Here is a 23,125-nt window from a genome sequence, read left to right on the forward strand (position 1 = left end):
CGCCTCCGCGTCTTCGCGTGAAAAACTCTCCCGAATCTCAAGCCGGCGCGTAAGTAACCACATCCCCCGCGCCGATCCCGAGCAACGCCGCAGCCGCCTCGTCGAGCGAACCGTCCTCGCCGACCCGGCCGAGGCAGGCGCGGAAATCGGCCAGGCGCCCGGTCGCGACGAGGTGCGTCGGCTCGTCAGAGCCCGGCACGATGCCAGAGACCGTCACCGTCCGCGCTTCCTGTATCGTCCTGATCTGGTCGGTACGCGCAATCATGGTCGGGCCGCCGTCGAAGATGTCGACGTAGTTCTGGAAGGCGAAGCCCTCGCTCTCCAGCATCCGCATCGCCGGGCGGCCGGAGTAGTGCGGCTGGCCCATCACCTGCCGCGCAGCTTCGGAAAGCAGCGCGGTATAGATGGGGTGCTTGGGCATGAGGTCGGCGATGAACTGGTTGCCGTGGGTGCCGTTGAACTCGTCGGCGTCGCGGAAGCTCATGTCGAAGAAGCGGCCGGCGAGGCCGTCCCAGAACGGCGAGTTGCCGGCGTCGTCGATGGCGCCGCGCAGTTCGGCCAGCGTCATCTCGCCGAAGCGCTGCCGGTGCATGGCGATGAACAGGTAGCGGCTGCGCGCCAGCAGCTTGCCCACGCCCGCCGAGCGCTCGGTGGCGTCGAGGTAGAGGCCGCCTACCTCGCTGGCGCCGTCGAGATCGGTGCAGAGCGTCAGCATCTCGGCGCGGAAGGTGCGGTCCAGTTCCTTGGAATGCTGGGTGATGCGCCCGATCCGGTACGAGTAGAAAGGCAGTTCGGTGCCCACCTGCGAGAACGCCTGGCAGGTGCCGCGCACCTTGCCGTCGGTGGTGTCCTCGAGGATGAAGACGAAGAGGTCGTTGGCGATCTGCCCGTCGTCGCGCGCGAAGCTCTTCGCCGCGCGCTCCAGCTTGGCGGCGAGGGTCGGGCGGTCAGGCGGCAGGTTGGTGAAGCCGCCGCCGGTGCCCTTGGCCATGCGGTAGAGCGATTCGAGGTCCTTCTCGTGCGCGGTTCGGAGCAGGAAGGTCATGCCGGTACTCCGAAGCGGTCGAGGCGGTGCATCACGAGGGCGGTGAGGCGGGCGCGGGCGTCGAGGGAAGGGGCGATCAGGAACTCCTGCGGCGAATGGATCGAGCCGCCGAGCGCGCCCATCGTGTCGAGCACGGGGACGCCGCAGGCGGCGATGTTGTTGCCGTCGCAGACCCCGCCGGTGTCCTGCCAGCGCATCGGCTGGTCGAGGTCGGCGGCGGCCCGGCTGACGAGGCCGAACAGGGCTTCGGTGCGCGGGGTAATCGGCTTGGGCGGGCGCGAGACGTGGCCGTGGACGTGGACCTGCACCTCGTGCGCGGCGCTCACATCGGCGACGGCGGTGTCGATGAGGGCGCGCGCGGCTTCGGCCAGTTCAGGCGTGCGCGGGCGCAGGTTGAAGTGCAGGATGGCGAGGTCGGGCACGGTGTTGTTCGGCGCGCCGCCCTCGATCCGCGCGGGATTGATCGTCAGCCCCTCGCGCACTCCGGCGGCGAGGCGCATCGCAAGGTCGGATGCTGCGACGAGGGCGTTGCGGCCGTCCTGCGGGTTGCGTCCGGCGTGGGCGGAGCGGCCCGTCACCACGGCGGCGTAGTTGCCCGAGCCCGGCCGCGCGCGGGCCATCGAGCCATCGGGCAGCGCGGGCTCGTAAGTCAGTGCCGCCAGCTTGCCCTGCGCCAACTGCGCGATCAGCGCGGCGGAGGAGAGCGAGCCGGTCTCCTCGTCGCTGTTGATGAGCACGTCGTAGCCGAGCGTCGGGCCGCTGGTCTCGTAGGCGGCGAGGCCTGCCAGCATCAGCGCGAGGCCGCCCTTCATGTCGGCGGTGCCGGGGCCGTTGAGGGTGTCCTGGTCGAGCCACTCGCACTTCTGGAAGGGATGCTCGCGGGAATACACGGTGTCCATGTGCCCGGTCAGGATCACCCGGCGCGCCGCCTGGGGGCGGACCGAGACGACCAGATGGCGGCCATGGCCGACCTCGCGTAGCTGGCCCTGCGCATCGACTTTCTCGATCGGCGCAGGCTCGACCAGCCGCACGTCGCCGGGTAGCTGCGCGAAAGCATCGGCGAGGTAGCCGGCCATCGCGGCGAGGCCGTCGAGGTTGCCGGTGCCGCTGTTGATCGAGGCCCATTCGAGCGTGCGCGACAGGATCGGCGCGCGCTCGACGGGGGCGAGGAGGTCCTGTTCTTCGCCGGTGAGGCTCATGCCCGCAGCTTGCCGGCGAGGGCGCCGGCGTTTCCGCCGGCGTCCGCCGCCTCGAAGCTGGCGACCGGATAGGCGCAGTAATCGGCGGCATAGTAGGCGCTCGGGCGGTGGTTGCCGCTGTCGCCGAGGCCCCCGAAGGGCATCGAGCCCGCCGCGCCGGTGGTCGGGCGGTTGCGGTTGACGACGCCCGCGCGGCCCTCGACGAGGAAGCGCTGCCACAGCGCGTCGTCGGCGCTGATGAGCCCGGCGGAAAGGCCGAAGCGGGTGTTGTTCGCGGCCTCGATCGCCGCGTCGAAGTCCGGCACGCGGCTGACCTGGAGGACGGGGGCGAAGATTTCCTCGTCGGGCACGAAAGTCCCGGTCACGTCGAGCATCGCCGGGGTGACGAAGGCGGCGGAGCGGCCCTCGACGCCGGAGAACGGGCGGATGATCTGGGCCCCGCGCGCGACGAGGCCGTCGAAGCTGGCCCTGGCGCTGGCGGCGGCGGCGTCGGAAATGAGCGGGCCGAACCACGGCTCGGGCGTCTCGTTCCAGGCGCCGATGACCACGCGGTCGGCGATTGCGGCCACGGCATCGACCAGCGCGGTGCCGAAGGCGGTGTCGGGCACGATCAGGCGCCGGGCGCAGGAGCAGCGCTGGCCACTGGTGATGAAGGCGGACTGGACGACGACCGACGCGGCTTCCTCCAGATCCTCGGCATCCCATGCGATCAGGGGGTTGTTGCCGCCGAGTTCGAGCGCGAGGATGACGTCGGGGCGGTCGGCGAACGTACGGCGGAAATGCGCGCCCGCGCCGGCCGAGCCGGTGAACAGCAGTCCGTCGATATGGCCGGCCAGCAGCGCCTCGCCGGTCTGGCGCGCGCCCTGGATGCACTGGAAGACATGGGGATGGTCCGCCAGCGCCTCGGCCCAGCATGCGGCCATGGCGGCGCCGGTTGCGGGGGTCATTTCGGAGGGTTTGAACACCACCGTGTTGCCCGCGAGGAGGGCGGGGACGATGTGGCCGTTGGGCAGGTGGCCGGGGAAGTTGAACGGACCGAGAACCGCCATGACCCCGTGCGGGCGGTGGCGCAGCACGGCCTGCCCGAACGGCATGTCGCTGCGCTTCTCGCCCGCGCGCTCGGCCTGCGCGGCGATCGAGAGGCCGACCTTGCCGATCATCGAGGCGAGTTCGGTGCGGGTCTCCCAGAGGGGCTTGCCGGTTTCGCGCGAGATGATTTCGGCGATGGCGTCCTTGCGGCTTTCGAGCGCGGCGCGGTAGCGCTCGGCCACGGCGACGCGCGCCGAAACCGGCAAGGCGGCCCAGGCGGGAAACGCCTTGCGGGCGCGCAGGAGCGCGGCGGAGACGGCCTCGGGTCCGGCTTCTTCGCCTTCCCATACGCGTTCGCCGCTGGCGGGGTCGAAGGAGCGCAGCATGGTCACCTGTCTCTCGTCACGGCGAAGATGCCGGTCGCGTTGCCGCTGTCGAAGGTGAGATCGAGCTTGCCGGTCCCGGGATCGACGTCGCGGCTGATGAATTCGAAGAACGAGCCCGGGACGTCGAGCGTCGTCTCGCTGCCGTCGGGCAGGCGGAACGGGCGGGCGACCTTGTCGGCGAGGATCGCGGTCTGGCGCACGCGGCCGCTGCGGGACACTTCGACGGAGGGTTTCAGCGGGTAGCCGGCGGCCTTCAGCTCCTCGGCATGAGCCTCGACGTCCGGCACGCGGGTGGTCGCGTGGTTGAAGGCGTTCCCTTCTGTGGCGATCCAGGCGGCTTCCTTGCTGTGGGCGAGCAGGACCTCGTAGTCGGCAAGGGCAGGGGTGGGGTGCTGGCGTTCGAAGGTGCGCAGCGCGCCCTTGAGGATGACGGTGCCTTCCTCGATCGTGCAGTCGCCGTGGCGGCCGATCGAGTTCAGGGCGAGCCATTCGGCCTCGCCCAGCGGGTCGGTGGAGGCGCCGAAAACCTTCGCCGCCGCAGCTTGCGCGGGCTCGGCAAGCTGGTCGATGTGAAGCTCGGAGACGAAGAACTGGGGCACCGCCTCGGGCAGGTCCACCTGTACGAAGGCGCGGCCGGTCATCGTCAGCGCGGGCAGGGGATAGAGCCCCCGCACCTCGTAGCCCAGCGGAGCGAGGAAGCGGAGGAACGCTGTGTGGCCGGAGGGGAGAGCGCCGGTCTCGCCGTCGATCGTGCGCAGGGCGCCGTGGTCGAAGACGATGGGCTCGCCCCGTGCCCGCATTTCCGAGACATAGCGCGCAGCGGTCGGCACGCGGCCGAGCAGGTCGAGGAACAGTGCGGCGTTGAGGGCCATCGCCACTTGCGCCCGGCTGGCGCGGTCGGCCGCGCCGCTGAGTGCCGGGTCGATGGAGAGCGCGGCGAGCGCCCAGTCGGCGCGCTCTGCGCCGAAAATCGGAGCGAGCAGATCGCGGAGCGTTTGCAGGCTTTGCGCAGCGCTTTGAGAGGCCGAGGCCATGGCATCCCCGTTGGTAAATTGTTGCGTGAGGACGAAACATAGGAAAGCGGGACCGCGAAGTCCATCGCAGTGAATTTGCGGGCAAGGCCCCCATCCGCCGCGGCCCCGCCCATTCTTCGTCATTCCCGCAGAGGCGGGAACTCCGTTGATGACCTCCGGCAGGGCAAGCATCGGGAGATGAATCCCCGCCTGCGCGGGGATGACGAACGAAGCTAGGGAGTATGACGAAGGGCGGTATTCGCGCCGCCCCGACGATGGTGGATGGCCTCACGCTGGACACCGGGCGCGCCTCGCGCTTTGCAACGTGCAGAGGATAGAGGAGAGACACGCATGCCCGCCATCCAGACCGGCTTCATCGGCATCGGCAGCCAGGGCGGCCCGATGGCGCACCGCATGCTGGGCAAGTTCCCGCTGACTGTCTGGGCGCGGCGACCTGAGGCGGCGACCGAGTTCGCCGAAGCAGGCGCCACGGTCGCCGCCAGCGTCGAGGAACTGGGCGCGGCCTGCGACCATGTCGGGCTCTGCGTGGTCAACGACGAAGACGTGCTCGATATCTGCGCGAAACTGGTACCGGCGATGAAGCCCGGCAGCCTGCTGGCGCTCCACTCGACGGTCCTGCCCGAAACGGCCGAGGCGGTCGAGCGGCTCTGCGCGGTGCAGGGCGTGGCCATGGTCGATGCGCCGGTCAGCGGCGGCTCGCCCGGCGCGCAGGCGGGCACGATGACGGTGATGTGCGGCGGCTCGGCGGCGGCCTTCGAGCAGGCGCGGGGCGTGTTCGAGAGCTTCGGCAAGCTGATCGTCCTGCTTGGTCCGGTCGGTGCGGGGCAGAAAGCCAAGATCGTCAACAACGCGCTGATGGCGGCTAACATGGGCCTTGCGCAGGCCGCGCTGCAGGCGGGCGAAGCGCTGGGAGTGGAGCGCAAGGCGCTGGCCGAACTGATCAACGCCAGTTCGGGTCGCAGCTTCGGTTTCGAGGTCTACGCCCGCGTCCCCGAGGCGCGCGCCTTCGCGCATGGCGCCAAGATGCTGCTCAAGGACACCGATCTTCTCGCCGCGATCCTGCCCGGTTCGCCCGACACGCGGCTGCTGGAAACGTCCGCCAGATCATTCCTGCTGCTGGCAACCGGCTGACGGTGCTTCCACTCTTCCGTCGGCAATAGCGGTCAAAAGTGAGCTCAATTCCCACAGTCTGCGCACGATATCGATCCCGGATAACGGCTGGCCTGTTTTTTGCAGTGCAGCGTGAAACTGAATCGGTGGTAGGGACTTAAGCAGGAGATACTTTCATCTCTCGTTAACGGGGTGCGCATGGCCCATCTGCCTCTATCCCACGACTTCCAGAATGGCCGCGAAACGGCGGATGTCCATTCGATTTTCGACGGACTGCCGCCGCTGACGAGCCAGGCCATGCGCCTAGCACTGGTGGGCAACTTCGCGCCGCGCAAATGCGGCATTGCGACATTCACCACCGATATCTTCGAAAAGCTGCGCGATCATCATCCCGAGATCGAAGTGGACGTCCACGCGCTCGACGATCCCCGGGCGCCGCTCGATTACACCGGGGTCGCAGGCACGATCGCTTTCGACGATCCCGAGGCTTACGCCGCCGCCGCTCGGCGGATCAACGAATCGGGCGTCGATGCGGTCTGGCTCCAGCACGAATACGGAATTTTCGGCGGCCTCGACGGAGAGATGGTGCTCGACTTCGTCGATCGGCTGGCAGCGCCGCTGGTACTCACGCTCCACACCGTGCTCAGCGAACCCTCGGAGCGCCAGCGCACGATCCTGCGTCACCTCGTTACCCGTGCCTCGCGGATCATGGTCATGTCGCGCCAGTCGCAGGATCTGCTCGAGCAGGTCTACGGCGCCCCCGCGCGCATCATCGAAGTGATCGACCACGGCGCCCCGGACCGTCCGTTCGGCAGACAGGAGGAGTTCAAGGCGCTCCTCGGCCTGACGGGGCGCAAGGTCCTCATGACCTTCGGCCTGCTCGGGCCGGGCAAGGGTCTGGAGCACGCGATCCGCGCGCTCCCCGCGATCGTCGAGCGCCATCCCGAGGCGCTGTACCGCATCGTCGGCGCGACCCACCCCAATCTCGTCGCTCGTGACGGCGAGGCGTACCGTGACAAGCTCGCCGGCCTCGCGCAGGAGCTGGGCGTCGCGCGCCACATCGCTTGGGACAACCGCTTTCTCGACACCCCCGAACTGCTCGACCAGCTCGAAGCCTGCGACATCTACCTCACGCCTTATCCCGGGTTGCAGCAGTCCACCTCCGGTACGCTGAGCTATGCGGTGGCGCTGGGCAAGGCGGTGGTGTCGACCCCTTACGTCCATGCCCGCGAACTCCTGGCGCAGGATGTCGGCAAACTGATCGAGGCCAATTCGAGCGAAGCGATCGCCCGCGCCGTCAATGCGCTGCTCGACGCTCCCGCCGAGATGGCGGCGATGCAGCGCCGCGCCTATGCCCGCGGCCGCGAAACGATCTGGCCGCGCTTCGCCGATGCCACTGCCCGGCTGGCCGCCGCCGCGCTTCCGGCCGAGCCCGAGGCGCCGCCGCTGACGGCGACCCCCGGCCTTTCCGCCGTGCTCGCGATGAGCGACGGGACGGGCATGTACCAGCACTCCATCGGCGTGGTGCCGGACCGGCGCCATGGCTACTGCCTCGACGACAATGCGCGGGCGCTGATGCTCATGAACGTCGCGCAAGGCATGCCCGCCGCCGAGCGGATGAAGTGGAGCCTCGCCTACGCCGCTTTTGTGCAGTTCGCCTGGAATCCCGATCTGCAGCGCTTCCGCAACTTCATGCGCTTCGACCGCAGCTGGTGCGAGGACGAGGGCTCCGAGGATTCCAACGGCCGCGCTGTCTGGGCTCTCGGCCAGACCTATGAGCGGGCGCCCGACGACGGCCTCGCGCAGTGGGGGCTGCATCTCTACGAGGAAGTCCTCAAGACGATAGCCCCCCTCGGTTCGCCCCGCGCCATCGCCTTCACCATGCTCGGCGCCTGTGCGGTGCTGCGCCGTGACCCGGGTCATGCCGCGTCGCGCACGCTGGTCGAGCGCGGAGGCGACTTCCTGATGCGCCTGCTCGGCGAAGGGCGGCGACCGGACTGGGCGTGGTTCGAGACCGTGCTCGGCTACGACAACCCCCGCCTGTCGCAGGCGCTCATCGAGGCCGGCATGGCGCTCGGCCGCGAGGACTGGACCGACGCTGGACTGGAAACCCTGCGATGGATCTGCGCCCAGCAGGTTTCCGCCAAAGGCCAGTTCCGTCCCATCGGCTCGGAAAGCTTCCACCGCGATTTCGGCTACCTGCCGTTCGACCAGCAGCCCCTCGAAGCGCAGGCCGCCATCGAGGCGGCGCAGTCCGCGTGGAACGCCACCAGCGGCGCCTTCTGGCGCGAGCACGCGCTGGTCGCATGGCGCTGGTTCTTCGGAGACAACGACCGCGGCGCCGTCCTCGGCGACGTTGCGACGGGCCGTTGCCGGGACGGGGTGACCCCCCGGGGCGCCAATGCGAATTGCGGCGCGGAGTCCATACTGGCCTTCCAGTTGTCGCATTATGCGCTTATGAAGCTGGTCCACGAGCCCTCCACGACTGCCCCAATCTCCCGGGAAGGAGACCCGCTTGAACCGGCCCGAGAACGCCTGGTCTGATCCGCTTCGTATCTTCGAAACCCGCCTGCATGCCGATCCGGCGCGGGTGGTCCTGCGCCCGTTCCACCTGGGCTGGCAGGCGAAGAACGCACCGGGCGGGCGGGCCCTACAACTCGTCGAGGACGTCGCCGCTCTCACGGAAGAGCGTGCCGCGACCGAATACGAGCGCGTGCTTCGCGACTTCAAGGAACGTCACTGGCAGACCGAGCGCATTTTCGCCGACCGCTTCGACGAAGTGGCGGTAAATCTTGAACTCGATCCTGAAGCCTATTCCGAGACCAAGCAGCGGCTGATCGGCTCGTATTTCTGCCACGAGTACACTTTCGCCGCCGCAGCGCTGATGAACCCCTCGATCGTGCCGTCGCCCGATCAGTCGGGCATGCAGGACGGCTGCGTGCGCTTCATCATGTCCCTGCGCGCGGTGGGCGAGGGGCACATCAGTTCGATCGCCTTTCGCGAAGGCATTGCCGAGCCCGACGGGGAATTCTGTCTCTGGCCCCAGGCCGCATTCGCCACATCGGTTGAACTCGACGAGGAAGATCAGGTCGACGCAGACGGCACCGTCTCGGTCCATCGCCACGCCGAATCCAGCCTGTCGAACACTGTCATCTTCCCGATCACCGAGCAGCAGCGCGGCGGCCTGGAAGACCTGCGGCTCGTGCGATTCGACCATGGCGGCGGCGATTTCGAATGGGTGGGCACCTATACCGCCTATTCGGGCAGCTCGATCCGCTCGGAACTGCTGCGCACCCGCGACTTCCGCAGTTTCGATCTCGAGCCTATCCGCGGCGCCGCCGGGCGCAACAAGGGCATGGCGCTGTTCCCCGAGAAGATCGACGGCCGCTTCGCGATGGTCGGGCGGCAGGACGGCAAGAACCTGTTCCTCCTCAAGTCCGACACGATCGACCATTGGGAGGACGAAGGCATCCTCCTGATGGAGCCGAAGTACCCTTGGGAGTTCATCCAGATCGGCAACTGCGGCAGCCCTATTCCGACCGAGGAAGGCTGGCTGATGTTTACGCACGGTGTCGGCGCGATGCGCAAGTACGCGCTTGGCTGCGCACTGCTCGACCGCAAGGATCCGAGCAAGGTACTCGCCCGTACGCCCGAACCGGTGCTGACGGCGGAGAACGCGGATCGTTCGGGCTACGTGCCCAACGTGGTCTACACCTGCGGCGCGCTCAAGGTGGGCGAGCAACTGCTCATTCCTTATGGCATCTCTGACAGCACCGTCGGCTTCGCGACCTGCAATATCCAGACGCTGCTGGGGATGATGGAGTAGCTGCGCCGACACCGTCGAGGACCGGCGCTAGGGAATTGAGACATGACGCTGCGTGATCGCCTCGGGCTTGAGGTCCCTCTCATCCAGGCGCCCATGGCGGGTACAAGCACGCCGCAGCTCGCCGCCGAAGTTTCGAACGCAGGGGCGCTGGGCTCGATCGGCTTGGGCGCGACCGACGCAGCAGGCGCGCGAGCCATGATCGACGAGGTTCGCGCGCGCACGTCCCGGCCGTTCAACGTCAACCTGTTCGTCCATGCCACTCCGGTGGCGGATGCCGGGCGCGAGGCGGGGTGGATCGACTGGCTGCGCTCCCTGTTCGTCGAGTTCGGTGCGGAGCCGCCCGAAGCCTTGCAGCCGGGCTACACCAGCTTCGCCGACGACGCGGACATGGTCGCCTTGATGATCGAGCAGGGACCCCCGGTGGTCAGCTTCCACTTCGGCCTGCCCTCCGCCGATGTGATCACCTCCCTGCACGAGCGCGGCGTGCTGCTGCTGGCCACCGCCACCAGCGCGGAAGAAGCGCGCCTCGTCGCGGGCGCGGGCATCGACGGAATCGTCGCGCAGGGGATCGAGGCCGGCGGGCACCGCGGCGTGTTCGATCCCGCCGCGCCCGACGACGCGCTCGGCACCATGGCGCTGACCCGGCTGCTGGTGCACGAGGGATTGGCCCCTGTCATTGCCGCGGGCGGCATCATGGACGGCGCGGGGATCGCCGCTGCGCTCGACCTCGGCGCGGTCGCGGCGCAGTTGGGGACCGCCTTCATCGGCTGCCCCGAGTCCGCCGCCGACGAGGCTTACCGCGCCGCACTGGCTGGGCCGGGGGCGTGGCACACGACCCTAACGCGGCTGGTCTCCGGTCGCCCTGCGCGCGCTCTGGCCAACCGCTTCACCGCGCTTTCGGCGCAGGTGGGAGACCGCCAGGTGCCTGACTATCCCATCGCCTATCACGCCGGAAAAGCGCTCAACGCCGCCGCCAAGGCGCGCGGTGAGCATGGTTTCGGCGCGCAGTGGGCCGGGCAGGGCGCGCCGCTGGCCCGAGCGATGCCGGCGTCGGAGCTGGTCGCAACACTGAGGGCCGAGCTGGCGGCGTGCCGGGCGTGATCGCCAGAGATCCTCCCCGTCGCGCCGCGACAGGGAGGATTCGCATCAACCGTGGGCGCCGAACTCGTTCGCCAGCGCCGTGGTGATCCTCAGGGACAGCGCATAGGACCGCGCGATCGGGTCGATGTAGTCCTTGTGGATGCCCGCGTAGCCAGTTGCGCTGGAGTCGGGGTAGTCGCTCGGCTCGTCCACCGCGAAGTCGCCGATCGAAGGGAAATGGATGGGAAAGGCGCGGCGCAGCTGGGCGAGGCCATCCTCGACGCGCAAGGTGAAGAACATCTCCAGCACGTCGTCGCGGCTGATGTCGTTGGCGCGGCTGAACTGCGGCACCATCACCGCGCGCAGGAACATGTGCTGGAACAGCGCGATGCGCAGGCTCTGGAGCACGCCGAGGCTGCGGCGGGTATGCTCGCGGTCCTTTAGCGGGGCCTCGTCCGGGATCAGTTCGAGCAGGCGGTGCAACTTGAGGGCATCGACCCGAAGGCGCGAGGCGAGGCGGCGGTAGACGCCGGTACGGTCGTCCTTGGTGAGGTATTCCGCGAGCTTCAGGCAGGCGTCGGCGATGTGCTGTTCGTCGCCGCGATAGGGGCGGCTGGCCCAGTAGGCCGAGTTGAACAGCTCGCCGTAGGCCGAGACCGTCTTGATCGAGGCGAGCGCGTTGGCGGCGCGCGCCAGCCGGACGATCTGCCGCCCGCGCGCGGATTCGCGCAGGAGCCCGGCGATCTCCTCGCGGTTGCCGTCCGCCGCGGTGCCGATGCCAGCGATCACGTTCACCGGATAGCCCAGCTGCTGCAGGATCGCGTTGTGCGGGATGGCGCGGATCTGGCGCAGGCTCATCGTCCGGTCCGAGGCGAGGTCGGACTGGCGGCGCGCCTTGCGGCTGCCGGTGTCGTTGAGCAGGCCGAGCCCGAAGGCAGTGATCGCGCGGCTGTAGGTCGTCGATTCGAGGTGGTCGTGCTGGACGCCCCGGATCGCGCGATAGAAGTCGAGGCTGAGGTCGGTGCGGCGGTAGAACGGGTCGGTCGGCGCGTTGACGTTGGCGGCCCAGAGCGGGCGTTCCATCATGCGGGTCAGAGTGGCGAGCGCCAGTTCGTCGGAGCCGAACCAGAGGTAGCCATCGCCGCCCTGGAACGACACTTCGGGCTCCAGCCGGATCGCGGCGCGCAGGAAGCGGCGGCGGGCCCACGGAGACATCTGCCAGTCGAAGCGGTCGTCGATGGAGGAGGGGTGGCAGCCGCGCCCCATCGATTCGCCGCCGGTATTGAACACCAGCGCGGACACGTCGGACAGGCCGTTCGCGGCCATGGCTTCGGCAAGCCGGCCCTGCAGGCGCTCGATCGCCAGCGCGGCGGGGACCTGGCCGACGAAGCGGCCGGCGTCCGAGAAGCCCGTCTGGATCGCAACGCGGCCGCGTTTGCGGGCGTAGTCGCGGTAGGCTGGCTCGGCGAGCACGGCGTCGAGGAACCGGCCGCCGTGTTCCAGCGCGTTCTCGGTTTCGAACAGCGGCGAGACGTCGACCTTGTCGTCGATCCCGAACATGCGGGCGAAGTAGAGCGCGGCAAGGACGGTGGTCGGCTCCTCGCACTCGGCCACCAGCATGCGAATGGGCGAATCAGCGTCGATGTGGCCGAGAATCTGCGCCATCGCGAGGAACTGGCGCACGGCGGTGGAATTCTCGATCGCCAGCGCCGCGAAGTTGGAGCGCAGTGGCTTCACTTCGGCGAGCAGCTCGCGCATCCGCACCAGCGCCGCCTGGCTGGCGAGGCTGAGCTTGCCGTCGGGGTCGAGGCGGCGGCGGATCGCGTTCTGGAGCTGCGAGGCGTTCACGCGGAAATGGATCCAGCCCATGCCGAGGCCGTCCGCGCGCATCGCGGCGGCGACGACCAGCAGCGCGCGGGCCTGGTCCTGGTCGGCGTGGCGGGCGTCTTCCTCGAGCCGGGTGATGACGCTTTCGAGGCTGACGAGCTTGTCGGGATGCTCGGCAGTGAGGCCGTTGGCGGCGGCGGACAGGGCCTCGGGGTCTGTGAGGTCCTGCTTGAAGGCGCCCGCCACTTCAGCGGTGTGGGCGTGGGCGCGGCTGAGCTGCGCCGCAATTTCGGGCGCGACCTTTTCGAGGCTCTGCGCGTAGGCGGCGAGGCGCTGGGCCTTTTCCTCCAGCCGGTAACGGATCGATGTGGACCACGAGATGTCGGTGCGCCCGTCCATGTCGTAGCCGACCCAGTGAGCGAAGCGCACCGGCATGGGCGACAGGCCCTTCCAGCGCTTGGGCCAGCGGGCAGCGGCAAGGTCGAGCAGGCGCCCGACGATGCGGTCGCGCGCCTTCTGGCCGCGCGCGATTGCGGCCATCGCGGCGTCGTGCTCGTAGTCGAGCGTGATGGTGTCGCGCGCCGGCGAGGCCACGCAGACGGACGCCTCGCTGAAATCGCCGCGCGAGGCGGAAGAGGTAACCGCCTCGGTCTGGTCGGCGGTGAGGAGGAAGGTGGGGTGTGCGGTGAACACGACGTGGGCTGCTGGCCGCTGCCAGCGCACCGCGAAGGCGCTGAAGTCGTCGTCGGCGGCAGTGTTGGCCGCAGCTTCGTCGAGCAGGGCGTCGTTGTCTTCGATCGGCACGGTCTCGAGGACGCGGTCGAGACGGGCGGCGCGGGCGCGCAGGCCCTCGCAGTCCATCTCGGCGACGAGCGCCTCGATGTGGTCGAGGCTCATCTCGCCTGTCTCCAGCAGCCGCGACAGTTCAAGGCCGAGCTGGAACACGGGGTTGAACAGCGGGGTCTGGGCGGTGAGCTTGTGGAGTTCCCGCAGGCGGGCGTCGAGCGCGTCGACGGTGCCGAGAGCCTGTGCCGACCCCGCGCTCACCGGCCGAGACCCGCCGCCAGGCGCGCGGCCACCTCGATCTTCGCCGGGTCGGGCTTGCCCTTGGGGACCATCCAGCTGCCACCGACGCAGAGCACCGCGTCGAGGGCGAGCCACTCGGCCGCGTTCTCGGGGGTGACGCCGCCGGTGGGACAGAACCGCGCGGCGAGCAGCGGGGCGGAGATCGCCTTCAGCGCGGGCGGGCCGCCGGCGGCCATGGCGGGGAAGAACTTCAACCGGTCGAAGCCCATCTCCAGCGCCAGCATCACGTCGCTGGCATTGGCGGTGCCGGGCAGGAACGGGATGCCGGTGTCGAGCGCAGCCTGGCCCAGCGTGGGGGTGAGGCCGGGCGAGACGATGAACTCGGCGCCTGCGTCGATCGAGCGGGCAAGGTCGTCCGGGGTGAGCACGGTGCCCGCGCCGACCATGGCGCCGGGGACCTGCTTCATCACCTTGATCGCCTCGATCGCGCATTCGGTGCGCAGCGTCACTTCGAGCGCGGGCAACCCGCCGGCGACGAGCGCCTCGGCGATCGGCAGGGCGTGCTCGATATCCTCGATCACCAGCACCGGGATGACGGGTGCGAGACGCATGACCTTTTCGACGGCGGCGGAGAGGGTCGTCATTACTGGAGGTGCTCCCTTGCGAAGGCGGCCGCCGCGCCGAACAGGCCGGGCTGCGGATGGGTGATGAGCTTGACCGGCAGCTTCGCCATCATGCCGGCGAAGCGGCCCTTGGCGGTGAAACGCTCGGCGAAGCCGGACTTGAGGATGGTGTCGCGGATCCGGTAGCCCAGCCCTCCCGCGATGACGACGCCGCCGGCGCCATGCGCCAGCGCATAGTCACCCGCCGCCGCGCCGAGCGCAAGACAGAAGCGGTCCACGGCGGCTTCGGCGATGCTGTCCTCGCCCGAAGTGCCGTAGGTCCAGATATCGACGTCGCTCTTTTCGAGCACCGCCTTGCCCTCCATCGCGGCGAGGGCGTGGTAGATGTCGACGATGGCGGGGCCCGACACCACGCGCTCCACCGAGACTCGGTTATGGCGCTTCCTCAGGCGGGCAAGAATGGCGTCCTCGATCAGGTCGAGCGGGGCATAATCGATGTGGCCACCCTCGGTCGCCTGGACGTGATAGGTCGTCCCATCGCGCAGGAGATACGCGACGCCGAGGCCGGTGCCCGGGCCGAGCACACTGATCGCGCCGACTTCGGGCAAGGGCGCGTCCTGCGGCCCCGCGAGGTGCAGGAACTCGCTGGCGTCGGCCCGCGCGACGGCGTGGGCGACGGCGGCGAAGTCGTTGACGATGGTCTGGCGTCTGGGTCCCAGCATCTCCTCGATCCGCGCGGGGCGCAGGATCCAGGGGTTGTTGGTGAACTTGATGACCTCGCCGCCGACCGGCCCCGCGACCGACATGGCGACGGCATCGGGCAGGGTGCCGCCGTTCATGTCGCGGAACGCCTGCCAGGCAAGCTGGAAGCTGCCGTGGTCCTTGGTGTGGAGCGTGGCCGGCTCGCCCAGGATGATCGCGCCGTCCTCTGCGATCGAGGCGAGTGCGAAGCGGGCGTGGGTGCCGCCGATGTCGACGGCGACGAGGTCGGTCACGCTCACAGCCCCGCCAGCTCCAGCATCGAGGAGCCGCCCTGTTCGGCGCCGCCCGCGTTCATGCGGAACATCGCGAACAGTTCGCGGCCCATGCCCATTGGTGCGACTGGGGTGGGCGCGGCTTCGCGGCTCGCGAGGTCGGCGGTGGTCGAGAGGGTGCCGTTCTCGGCGCAGAGGCGCACGATGTCGCCGTCGCGCAGGTGGGCGAGCGGACCGCCGCCCAGCGCCTCGGGAGTGACGTGGATCGCCGCCGGAACCTTGCCCGAGGCGCCCGACATGCGCCCGTCGGTGACGAGCGCCACCTTGAAGCCCTTGTCCTGCAGGACGCCGAGCGGCGGGGTCAGCTTGTGCAATTCCGGCATTCCGTTGGCACGCGGGCCCTGGAAGCGAACGACGACGACGACGTCGCGGTCCAGCTCGCCCGCCTTGAACGCTTGGCTGACGCCTTCCTGGGTGTCGAACACGCGGCAGGGGGCCTCGATGGTCCAGCGCTGCGAGTCCACGGCGCTGGTCTTGAAAGTGCCGCGACCGAGGTTGCCCTCGACGAGACGCATGCCGCCGTCGGGCAGGAACGGCTCCGCGACGGTGCGGAGCATGGCGTCGTCGCCGCTCTTGGCGGGGGCCGGGGTCCAGGCGAGGGTGTCGTCCACCAGCACCGGCTCGGAGGCATAGGCATCCATGCCGCCCTCCGAGATCGTCAGGATGTCGGCATGGGCAAGGCCGGAGCCGAGCAGTTCGCGCACCACCCAGGCCATGCCGCCTGCGTGGTGGAAGTGGTTCACATCGCCCGAACCATTGGGGTAGACGCGGGTGATGAGGGGGACGACGGAGGAGAGTTCGTCGAAGTCCTCCCAGTCGATCAGGATGCCCGCCGCGCGCGCCATGGCGGGCAGGTGGATCGCGTGGTTGGTCGATCCGCCGGTCGCCAGCAGGCCGGCAATGGCGTTGATGATCGCCTTCTCGTCGACGACATGCGCCATCGGGCGGTAGTCGTCACCCTTGCGGGTGATCGCGGCGAGGCGGTGGGTGGCGGCGCGGGTCAGTGCCTGGCGCAGCGAAGTGTTGGGCGGCACGAAGGCTGAGCCCGGAATGTGCAGCCCCATCATCTCCATCATCATCTGGTTGGAATTGGCGGTGCCGTAGAAGGTGCAGGTGCCCGGCGCGTGGTAGCTGGCGCTCTCGCTTTCGAGCAGTTCCTCGCGCCCGGCCTTGCCCTCGGCGTAGAGCTGGCGGACCTGCTGCTTCTGCTTGTTCGAGATGCCGCTGGGCATCGGTCCCGACGGCACGAACACGGCGGGCAGGTGCCCGAAACGCAGCGTGCCCATCACGAGGCCGGGGACGATCTTGTCGCAGATGCCGAGCAGCGCCATGCCGTCGAACATCGCGTGGCTGAGCGCGACGGCGGTAGAGAGGGCGATGGCGTCGCGGCTGAACAGCGACAGCTCCATGCCGTCGAAGCCCTGCGTCACGCCGTCGCACATGGCGGGCACGCCGCCTGCGACCTGCGCCGTTGCGCCGAGTTCACGGGCGTAGAGCTTCATCTGGTCGGGATAGCGGCCATAGGGCTGATGGGCGCTGAGCATGTCATTGTAGGCGGTGACGATGCCGAGGTTGATCGACTTGCCCGCCGCGATCGTGGCCTTGTCCTCGCCCGAGGCGGCGAAGCCGTGCGCGAGGTTGGAGCAGGACAGGAAGCTGCGGTCGGAATGGCGGTCGGCCTCGAAGGCGACGAGATCGAGGTAGCGCTGGCGGCTCGGGCGGGAGCGCTCGATGACCCGCTGGGTCACGCGCTCGACCACCGGATTGAGCCGGGGCGGGTTGAGGTTGCTCATGGGTTTGACTCCTGGTCTTTTATGGCGACCAGCCCGGTGATCATGCCGCACCCTTGCCTGCGCAGGCGCGATACCGGACGGCCGTTCTCAATCAACAGCTTCAGGCGAAAGCAGAAGTCCCGGAGGGCTTCATTCGTGCCAGGTGACGCCGTCACGCTCGGCGAGCGCGATGGCGGCGGACGGTCCCCAGCTTCCGGAAGTGTAAGTCTTCGGCTCCTGTCCCTGTTCCTCCCAGCCGGCACGGATCGCATCGATCCAGTCCCACTGGGCCTCCACTTCGTCGCGGCGGACGAACAGCGTCTGGTCGCCTTCGATGAGGTCGAGCAGCAGGCGTTCATACGCGATGCGGCGCTGCCGGTCGGCAAAGGCGTCGGGCATGGTGATGGCGAGCGGCACCGAGCGCAGGCCGAAGCCGTTGCGGTCGAGCCCCGGCACCTTGGCCATGAGCGAGAGCGTGATGTTCTCTTCGGGCTGGATGCCGATGACGAGCCGGTTCGGTACCGTCTTGGCGCCGCGGCCGGTGAAGATCGAGTGCGGCACGTCGCGGAACTGGACGACGATCTCGGTCGTGCGCTTGGGCAGGCGCTTGCCGGTGCGCAGGTAGAAGGGCACGCCCTGCCAGCGCCAGTTGTCGATATGCGCCTTGATCGCGACGAATGTCTCGGTGCCGGAATCCTTGCCGAGTTCCTCGTCGTAGCCGGGGACGGCCTGGCCGCCGATCGCGCCTGCACGGTACTGGCCGGTGACGGTCTGCGCGGGCAGGACCTTGCGCAGGGACCGCAGGACCTTGACCTTTTCGTCGCGCACATTGGTGGCGTCGTAGGACACCGGCGGCTCCATCGCCACGAGCGCGAGGAGCTGGAGCATGTGGTTCTGCACCATGTCGCGCAGTGCGCCGGAGTCGTCGTAATAGGCGACGCGCGATTCGAGACCCACGGTCTCGGCCACGGTGATCTGGACGTGGTCGATGTGCGCCGCGTTCCACAGCGGCTCGAACATCAGGTTGGCGAAGCGCAGCGCCAGCAGGTTCTGGACCGTTTCCTTGCCGAGGTAATGGTCGATCCGGTAGATCCGGTCCTCGGGGAAGGCGTGGGCGACGGCATTGTTGATGACCTTGCTCGAGGCGAGGTCGATGCCGAGCGGCTTTTCGAGGCCGATCCGCACCTTCTCACCCGCCAGCCCGCTCTTTTCGAGGCCGTGGATGGTGGCCTCGAACAGGCTGGGCGCGGTCGACAGGAAGATCGACAGGCCTTCCTGCGGCGTCCCGACCTTCTCGGCGAGGGCCTGGAAATGGTCGATGTCGTTGGCGTCGAGCGGCTGGTAGGTCAGCCGGTTGAGGAACTGCGCCATGCCGCCGCGCCGCGTGGCGGGGAGGAACTGCTCCAGCGATTCGCGTGCGAAGTTGCGGAAGCCCTGGTCGTCCATGTCGGACCGGGCGGTGCCGATGATCTGGATGCGTGGGTCCAGCAAGCCTTCCGCGTCGAGCGCGCAAAGCGAGGGGAGCAACATCCTGCGGGAGAGATCGCCTGTGGCACCGAAGAGGAGCAGGCGATCGGAAGTGAATTGCGTCACGGATACCTTTCCACCGAACGGCCGCGCTCCTCCTCGCTTCCGTGATGTACCATCTTATGGTTTGCCCCTTGCAGGGCGCTGCACAGGCCTACGTCCGTTCTTCGACGCATGGCCACGCAGGTGCAGCATAGCAAGGGCTTCCAGTGGGCGCTAGGCCGCATGGGCTGCGCCGGCACGTTTTCCAAAGGCGCTGCCTGCCGAACAGCCATGGAAATGTCATTTACAGGGTGTCTGAATACGAATGTTGCAACAAGACTGTAGTCGAACCATGTCACGCGCGCTGGATAACGCCGCCGTTCCCATGCATGGAGCACCGGCAATGGGAGCTGACCAAGCATGACCATCGAGGGCGTCCACCTCCTCGAACACCTCCAGACTCCGGCGATGATGGTGTCGCGCGGACAGGTGCGGTTCGCCAATACGGCGGCAAAGGCCCTGCTCGGCGCGCATATCGTCGGGCAGGACGTGCGCATCGCCATCCGCGATCCGCGCGCGGTCGCCGCGATCCTCAGTGAGAACGGCGGCTCGGCGAAAGTGAAGGGGCTCTCCACCGGGGGGTCGGTGTGGGAGGTCGACTGCCGGGTGATCGGCCCTGCCGAACGCATCGTCAGCCTCTACGACCTGTCCGAGCGCGTCAGCGTCGCCAAGTCGCACGCCGATTTCGTCGCCAACGCCAGCCACGAGCTGCGCACCCCGCTCGCCAACGTGATCGGCTACTGCGAGACGCTGATGAACCCCAAGGCGGGCGGCGACGAGGCCCTGCGCGGCCGCTTCCTCGGCACCATCCGTCACGAGGCGCAGCGCATGCAGGCACTGATTTCGGACCTCATGTCACTGTCGCGCATCGAGGCGGTGAAGCACGAGGCCCCTTCCGAAAGCATCGACATGGTCGCGCTCGCCCATGAGGTCGCGGGCGAGTTCCGGGGGGGGGCGTCGGTCACGGTGCGCGCCAACTGCGCCGAGGCGGTGATCGCGGGGGACCGGGGCCAAATGTCGCAGGTGCTGCGCAACCTCGTCGACAACTCGCGCAAGTACGCCAAGGCCGATGGCCCGGTCGAAGTCTCGGTCGAGGCGGCGAACACCGGCTGGGCCCTGGTCAGTGTACGCGACGAGGGCGAGGGCATCTCGCCCGAGCACCTGCCGCGCGTGACCGAGCGCTTCTACCGCGCCGACACCAGCCGCAGCCGTGCGGCAGGCGGCACCGGCCTCGGGCTCTCGATCGTCAAGCACATCGTCGAGCGCCACCGCGGCCGCTTCGACATCGAAAGCCGGCCGGGGGCGGGTACCACGGCTTCGCTCATGCTGCCGCTGCGGGGGGAGTGACTGTCGTCTGACGTCGTCCCCGGCCCGACCGGGGAAGGCTGGGAAGACCGCGCGACTGCTGTACCTCCATCGCCCTAAGTACCGTCATTCTTACTTTGCCCGTCATCCCTGCCTTCGAGGGAATGACGAAATCGCATCAGCCCGGGACGCGCACGTTCCAGGCCGTCCCCCTCAGAAATCGAATTCGAAGCGCGTCGCGACGACGTTAGCGTCGTAGTTGCGGTCGCCCGAAGCCGTTGCGGTGGCGCCGGTGTACTGCATCAGTGCATAGTTCACGTTGAAGCGGAAATACTGGATCGGCGACCAGATCAGGCCGACGATGTACCCATTCTGGGTGCCGCCGCGGATGTCGCGGTCGTTGAGGTCCAGCCAGTCGTAGCGCAGGTTCACCTGGATCGACCCGATCCCGTCGTGGCCCAGCGGATGCGCGGGGGCCTCGGTGGTGAAGATGCCACCCTTGTAGCCGCGCGTATCGCCCTCGGTGAGGAAGTAGCCGACCTCGCCGTAGGCCCCGTGGAACGCCACCGACGACAGGCCGACCCGGTCGGCGTCGAGGGTGTAGTATTCCGCCGCGCCATGCCAGCGCCCCGAGATTGCGGCCAGTTCCACCCCATACATCGTTTCGTCCTCGACGTTCATCGCGGGCGTGCCGATCAGGCGGGTATTCGTGGTGTGAACGAAAGGGCGCTGGCGATAGCGGGTGCTAGCATCGGCGAGCCGCCCGAGGCGGCGCCAGTGGCCCGAGGCGCCCAGGTGGAGCTGTACGTCGCCGAACTTGGGCGCGTATACGAGCCTACCATCGACGCTGTAGCTGTTGTTCTCGTCGCCGCCGTTGACCCCGTCGCTGGCGTTGGCGAGTGCGGTGATGTCGTCGGTGAAGATGCCCAGTTGCGCGATCAGCGGGCCCTTGGCGTACTGCGCGCCGATGCCGAGCCGGCGCTCGAAGGCGAAGGCATCGGTGAAGGCGGCGCGCTCCATCACGCTGCCGCTGGTGTCGCCGGTCAGTTCGTCCAGAGACCAGAAGGCGTTCTGGTTGCCGAGCTGCAGCTGCCAGGGACCGTCCTTGAAGGTCACGAACGTGTCGACCAGGTCGACTGCGTTGTCCGACAGTTCCAGTTCCAGCTTGTAGGAGAAGTGGCTGTTGAACGCGCCTTCGCCGCCGAGGCGGATGCGGCGCATCTCGCTGCCGAAGCCGAGGCCCTGGTCATTCAGGCCCTTTGGCGCGGAGACATAGGCGGCGTCGGCCTGGATACGGCCCTTCACCTTGAAGGCCTTGTCGCCCTCGACGATCTGGGGCGAGCCCTTCCACTTGATCTGGGCTCCGTCGGCCGGTTTCTTGGTCTCCGCCGAGACGGCGAGGGCGGGAGCTGCGGCCGGCCCGTCCACGGACGGCGAGGCGGGCGAGGCGGCCGGCTGGCCGGCAGGGGCTGCATCCAGCCGGCTCTCCAGCGATTCGAGCCGTGCGCGAAGCTCCCGGATTTCGGCGCGCATGGCCTCGGCCTGCTGGGCGTCGACCGCCTGGGCGGATGCGGTTGGGGCGAACGCCATGCCCGTCATGGCAGTGGCACCGAGGAGAAGGGAGCGAATGGGCATCGGTGTCTTTCGCAAGAGGTCCGGTCTTGGAGCGGCTGCTATGACTTCAACGTGACGATTAAATGACACTTCAGGGACAATGCCATACCCACCTCCTACCTTGCGGATGTGGCACATTCGTGCCGGTCCGGTCTGCACTGCGCCAAAGCGAGTATTTTGCGGGATACTGAACAGAACGGGGCGGGCAATGCACTGGAAATAATTTTCTGCGCGGAGCCCAACTGTCATGCACGGGGGCTAAGGCCGCTCATGCTTGCCATCATCGGTGCCGGCTCCTAGACCGGTGCCACGACGCATGTATCGACGGGGCGGTATCGAACACCGGCCCATGGGACAGGGGTTTCGCCGGTGACCTCCCGTTCCCGAATAAAAACGGGACCCGGCAGGTCGATGTCACTTCTTCGTCATGGAAGTGTCATCGAAGCCCAATAGGGGCATCCCACAGTAGAGCCCAAGGGGTATCCAAAATGCGTTCGACCACGACCATCATCTTTGCTGCCGTTTCCGTCCTTGCGCTCAGCGCCTGCGGTTCCTCGGGCGGCGGCTCCGGCGGCGGTGCGCGCGACTTCGTGCGCGGTGTCGGCTCCTCCACCGTCTATCCCTTCGCGACCACCGTCGCCGAAGCCTACGCCAAGGCCAGCGGCGCCAAGTCGCCGGTGATCGAGGCGACCGGCACGGGCGCGGGCATGAAGCTGTTCTGCGCCGGCGTCGGCGCCCAGCATCCCGACATCGAGAACGCCTCGCGCCGGATCAAGAAGTCCGAGTTCGAGGAATGCCAGAAGAACGGCGTCAAGGAGATCGTCGAAATCCAGGTCGGCATCGACGGCATCGCCTTCGCCGAATCGAAGACCGGTCCCGGCTTCGGCCTGACGCCCGCCGATATCTACAAGGCACTCGCCGCCAACCCGTTCGGCAAGCCCAACACCGCCAAGACCTGGAAGGACGTCAATCCTTCGCTCCCGAACGAGCCGATCCTCGTCTACGGCCCGCCTTCGACCTCGGGCACGCGCGACGCGCTAAAGGAGCTGATCCTCGAGGCCGGCTGCAAGACCGATGCGGCGACCAAGGCGCTCAAGGACACCGACAAGGACAAGTACGAGGCGACCTGCCACGACATCCGTGAGGACGGTCCCTACGTCGATGCCGGCGAGAACGACAACCTGATCGTCCAGAAGATCTCGCAGAACCCCAAGGCCATCGGCATCTTCGGCTACTCGTTCCTCGAAGAAAACCCCGACAGCCTCAAGGGCATCCCGATGTCGGGCATCGCGCCCACCTACCAGACGATTTCGGACTACACCTACCCGGGTGCCCGTCCGCTCTACATCTACGTCAAGAAGCAGCACCTCGCGCCGATCAAGAGTCTCCAGGGCTACGTCGCGGAGTGGGTGAAGGCGTGGGGCACCGACGGCCTGCTCCAGAAGAAGGGCATGGTCATCGCGCCGCAGGACGTGCGTGCGAAAAACGCGGACATCGCCGCCAAGATGACCCCGCTCGATCCGGCGGGCCTGAAGTAAGCTCGATTTTGGTGACCGTTTACTCTCGTCCACTCTTCTTCCGTCGTCCCCGCGCAGGCGGGGACCCCGCTTGCTCCTTCGAGGGCGCAAGGAAGCGGGACCCCCGCC

Annotated in this window: 16 protein-coding genes; 6 read left to right on the forward strand and 10 right to left on the reverse strand. The window is 68.2% G+C overall.

Annotated elements, in window-relative coordinates; all coding sequences use genetic code 11:
- Nucleotides 1–37: 37 nt before the first annotated feature.
- From AC07M9_RS02530 to AC07M9_RS02545, 4 genes are read right to left on the reverse strand one after another with little or no spacing between them, the layout of a single operon-like run.
- Entirely contained in the window at nucleotides 38–1,045 is a 1,008-nt protein-coding gene (locus AC07M9_RS02530; RefSeq protein ID WP_494881052.1) for an arginine N-succinyltransferase, read from the reverse strand.
- Entirely contained in the window at nucleotides 1,042–2,244 is a 1,203-nt protein-coding gene (locus AC07M9_RS02535; protein ID WP_494881054.1) for a hydrolase, read from the reverse strand. Before AC07M9_RS02535 ends, AC07M9_RS02530 begins: the two co-directional genes overlap by 4 nt.
- Nucleotides 2,241–3,659: a succinylglutamate-semialdehyde dehydrogenase gene (gene astD / locus AC07M9_RS02540; protein WP_494883875.1), complete on the reverse strand. Its 1,419-nt coding sequence runs from the start codon at nucleotides 3,657–3,659 to the stop codon at nucleotides 2,241–2,243. The genes AC07M9_RS02535 and astD overlap by 4 nt, the downstream gene beginning before the upstream one ends.
- A 2-nt stretch (nucleotides 3,660–3,661) precedes the next feature.
- Nucleotides 3,662–4,693 carry a 2-oxoadipate dioxygenase/decarboxylase family protein gene (locus tag AC07M9_RS02545; RefSeq protein ID WP_494881055.1) on the reverse strand — a complete coding sequence of 344 codons (1,032 nt, stop codon included), beginning with the start codon at nucleotides 4,691–4,693 and terminating at the stop codon, nucleotides 3,662–3,664.
- Nucleotides 4,694–5,023: 330 nt separating this feature from the next.
- Here AC07M9_RS02545 and AC07M9_RS02550 point away from each other — a divergent pair, with 330 nt between their 5' ends.
- From AC07M9_RS02550 to AC07M9_RS02565, 4 genes are all read left to right on the forward strand, one after another.
- A complete protein-coding gene (locus AC07M9_RS02550) occupies nucleotides 5,024–5,824 on the forward strand; it encodes an NAD(P)-dependent oxidoreductase (RefSeq protein WP_494881057.1) in 801 nt (266 codons plus the stop codon).
- Nucleotides 5,825–6,001: 177 nt separating this feature from the next.
- Nucleotides 6,002–8,347 carry a glycosyltransferase family 4 protein gene (locus AC07M9_RS02555; RefSeq protein ID WP_494881058.1) on the forward strand — a complete coding sequence of 782 codons (2,346 nt, stop codon included), beginning with the start codon at nucleotides 6,002–6,004 and terminating at the stop codon, nucleotides 8,345–8,347.
- Nucleotides 8,319–9,629, forward strand: a complete 1,311-nt coding sequence (locus AC07M9_RS02560; RefSeq protein ID WP_494881059.1) for a glycoside hydrolase family 130 protein — start codon at nucleotides 8,319–8,321, stop codon at nucleotides 9,627–9,629. Before AC07M9_RS02555 ends, AC07M9_RS02560 begins: the two co-directional genes overlap by 29 nt.
- Before the next feature lie 42 nt (nucleotides 9,630–9,671).
- Entirely contained in the window at nucleotides 9,672–10,730 is a 1,059-nt protein-coding gene (locus AC07M9_RS02565; protein WP_494881060.1) for an NAD(P)H-dependent flavin oxidoreductase, read from the forward strand.
- 45 nt (nucleotides 10,731–10,775) lie between these two features.
- On the opposite strand, the gene AC07M9_RS02570 is transcribed toward AC07M9_RS02565, so the two are convergent.
- The 5 genes from AC07M9_RS02570 to zwf all read right to left on the reverse strand — a co-directional run bounded on the left by AC07M9_RS02570 (nucleotide 10,776) and on the right by zwf (nucleotide 18,584).
- Complete coding sequence (locus AC07M9_RS02570; protein ID WP_494881061.1) at nucleotides 10,776–13,583, reverse strand: phosphoenolpyruvate carboxylase; 2,808 nt, start codon at nucleotides 13,581–13,583, stop codon at nucleotides 10,776–10,778.
- Complete coding sequence (eda, locus tag AC07M9_RS02575; RefSeq protein WP_494881063.1) at nucleotides 13,580–14,206, reverse strand: bifunctional 4-hydroxy-2-oxoglutarate aldolase/2-dehydro-3-deoxy-phosphogluconate aldolase; 627 nt, start codon at nucleotides 14,204–14,206, stop codon at nucleotides 13,580–13,582. Before eda ends, AC07M9_RS02570 begins: the two co-directional genes overlap by 4 nt.
- A complete protein-coding gene (locus AC07M9_RS02580; protein ID WP_494881064.1) occupies nucleotides 14,206–15,180 on the reverse strand; it encodes a glucokinase in 975 nt (324 codons plus the stop codon). Before AC07M9_RS02580 ends, eda begins: the two co-directional genes overlap by 1 nt.
- 2 nt (nucleotides 15,181–15,182) lie before the next feature.
- The gene (edd, locus tag AC07M9_RS02585; RefSeq protein WP_494881065.1) at nucleotides 15,183–17,012 is read right to left on the reverse strand and encodes a phosphogluconate dehydratase; all 1,830 of its coding nucleotides are present in this window, start codon (nucleotides 17,010–17,012) and stop codon (nucleotides 15,183–15,185) included.
- A 129-nt stretch (nucleotides 17,013–17,141) separates the two neighbouring features.
- On the reverse strand, nucleotides 17,142–18,584 hold the full coding sequence (gene zwf / locus AC07M9_RS02590) for a glucose-6-phosphate dehydrogenase (protein ID WP_494881066.1): 1,443 nt from the start codon (nucleotides 18,582–18,584) through the stop codon (nucleotides 17,142–17,144).
- A gap of 336 nt (nucleotides 18,585–18,920) precedes the next feature.
- Here zwf and AC07M9_RS02595 point away from each other — a divergent pair, with 336 nt between their 5' ends.
- Nucleotides 18,921–19,907 (forward strand): sensor histidine kinase, encoded by a 987-nt coding sequence (locus AC07M9_RS02595; RefSeq protein ID WP_494881068.1) that lies wholly within the window; start codon nucleotides 18,921–18,923, stop codon nucleotides 19,905–19,907.
- Nucleotides 19,908–20,078: 171 nt separating this feature from the next.
- On the opposite strand, the gene AC07M9_RS02600 is transcribed toward AC07M9_RS02595, so the two are convergent.
- A complete protein-coding gene (locus AC07M9_RS02600) occupies nucleotides 20,079–21,500 on the reverse strand; it encodes an OprO/OprP family phosphate-selective porin (RefSeq protein WP_494881070.1) in 1,422 nt (473 codons plus the stop codon).
- Nucleotides 21,501–21,967: 467 nt separating this feature from the next.
- On the opposite strand from AC07M9_RS02600, the gene AC07M9_RS02605 reads away from it, so the two are divergent.
- Nucleotides 21,968–23,017: a substrate-binding domain-containing protein gene (locus AC07M9_RS02605; protein ID WP_494881072.1), complete on the forward strand. Its 1,050-nt coding sequence runs from the start codon at nucleotides 21,968–21,970 to the stop codon at nucleotides 23,015–23,017.
- Nucleotides 23,018–23,125: the final 108 nt, after the last annotated feature.

The organism is Novosphingobium sp. GW821-FHT09E05 (genome assembly GCF_059416165.1).

Bases quoted from the DNA above. Each gene is read 5' to 3' on its own strand.
- AC07M9_RS02555 (WP_494881058.1), top strand. From the start codon at position 6,002: ATGGCCCATCTGCCTCTATCCCACGACTTCCAGAATGGCCGCGAAACG.
- astD (WP_494883875.1), bottom strand. From the start codon at position 3,659: ATGCTGCGCTCCTTCGACCCCGCCAGCGGCGAACGCGTATGGGAAGGC.
- AC07M9_RS02535 (WP_494881054.1), bottom strand. From the start codon at position 2,244: ATGAGCCTCACCGGCGAAGAACAGGACCTCCTCGCCCCCGTCGAGCGC.
- AC07M9_RS02545 (WP_494881055.1), bottom strand. From the start codon at position 4,693: ATGGCCTCGGCCTCTCAAAGCGCTGCGCAAAGCCTGCAAACGCTCCGC.
- AC07M9_RS02530 (WP_494881052.1), bottom strand. From the start codon at position 1,045: ATGACCTTCCTGCTCCGAACCGCGCACGAGAAGGACCTCGAATCGCTC.
- AC07M9_RS02605 (WP_494881072.1), top strand. From the start codon at position 21,968: ATGCGTTCGACCACGACCATCATCTTTGCTGCCGTTTCCGTCCTTGCG.
- AC07M9_RS02595 (WP_494881068.1), top strand. From the start codon at position 18,921: ATGACCATCGAGGGCGTCCACCTCCTCGAACACCTCCAGACTCCGGCG.
- AC07M9_RS02550 (WP_494881057.1), top strand. From the start codon at position 5,024: ATGCCCGCCATCCAGACCGGCTTCATCGGCATCGGCAGCCAGGGCGGC.
- eda (WP_494881063.1), bottom strand. From the start codon at position 14,206: ATGACGACCCTCTCCGCCGCCGTCGAAAAGGTCATGCGTCTCGCACCC.
- edd (WP_494881065.1), bottom strand. From the start codon at position 17,012: ATGAGCAACCTCAACCCGCCCCGGCTCAATCCGGTGGTCGAGCGCGTG.
- AC07M9_RS02600 (WP_494881070.1), bottom strand. From the start codon at position 21,500: ATGCCCATTCGCTCCCTTCTCCTCGGTGCCACTGCCATGACGGGCATG.
- AC07M9_RS02565 (WP_494881060.1), top strand. From the start codon at position 9,672: ATGACGCTGCGTGATCGCCTCGGGCTTGAGGTCCCTCTCATCCAGGCG.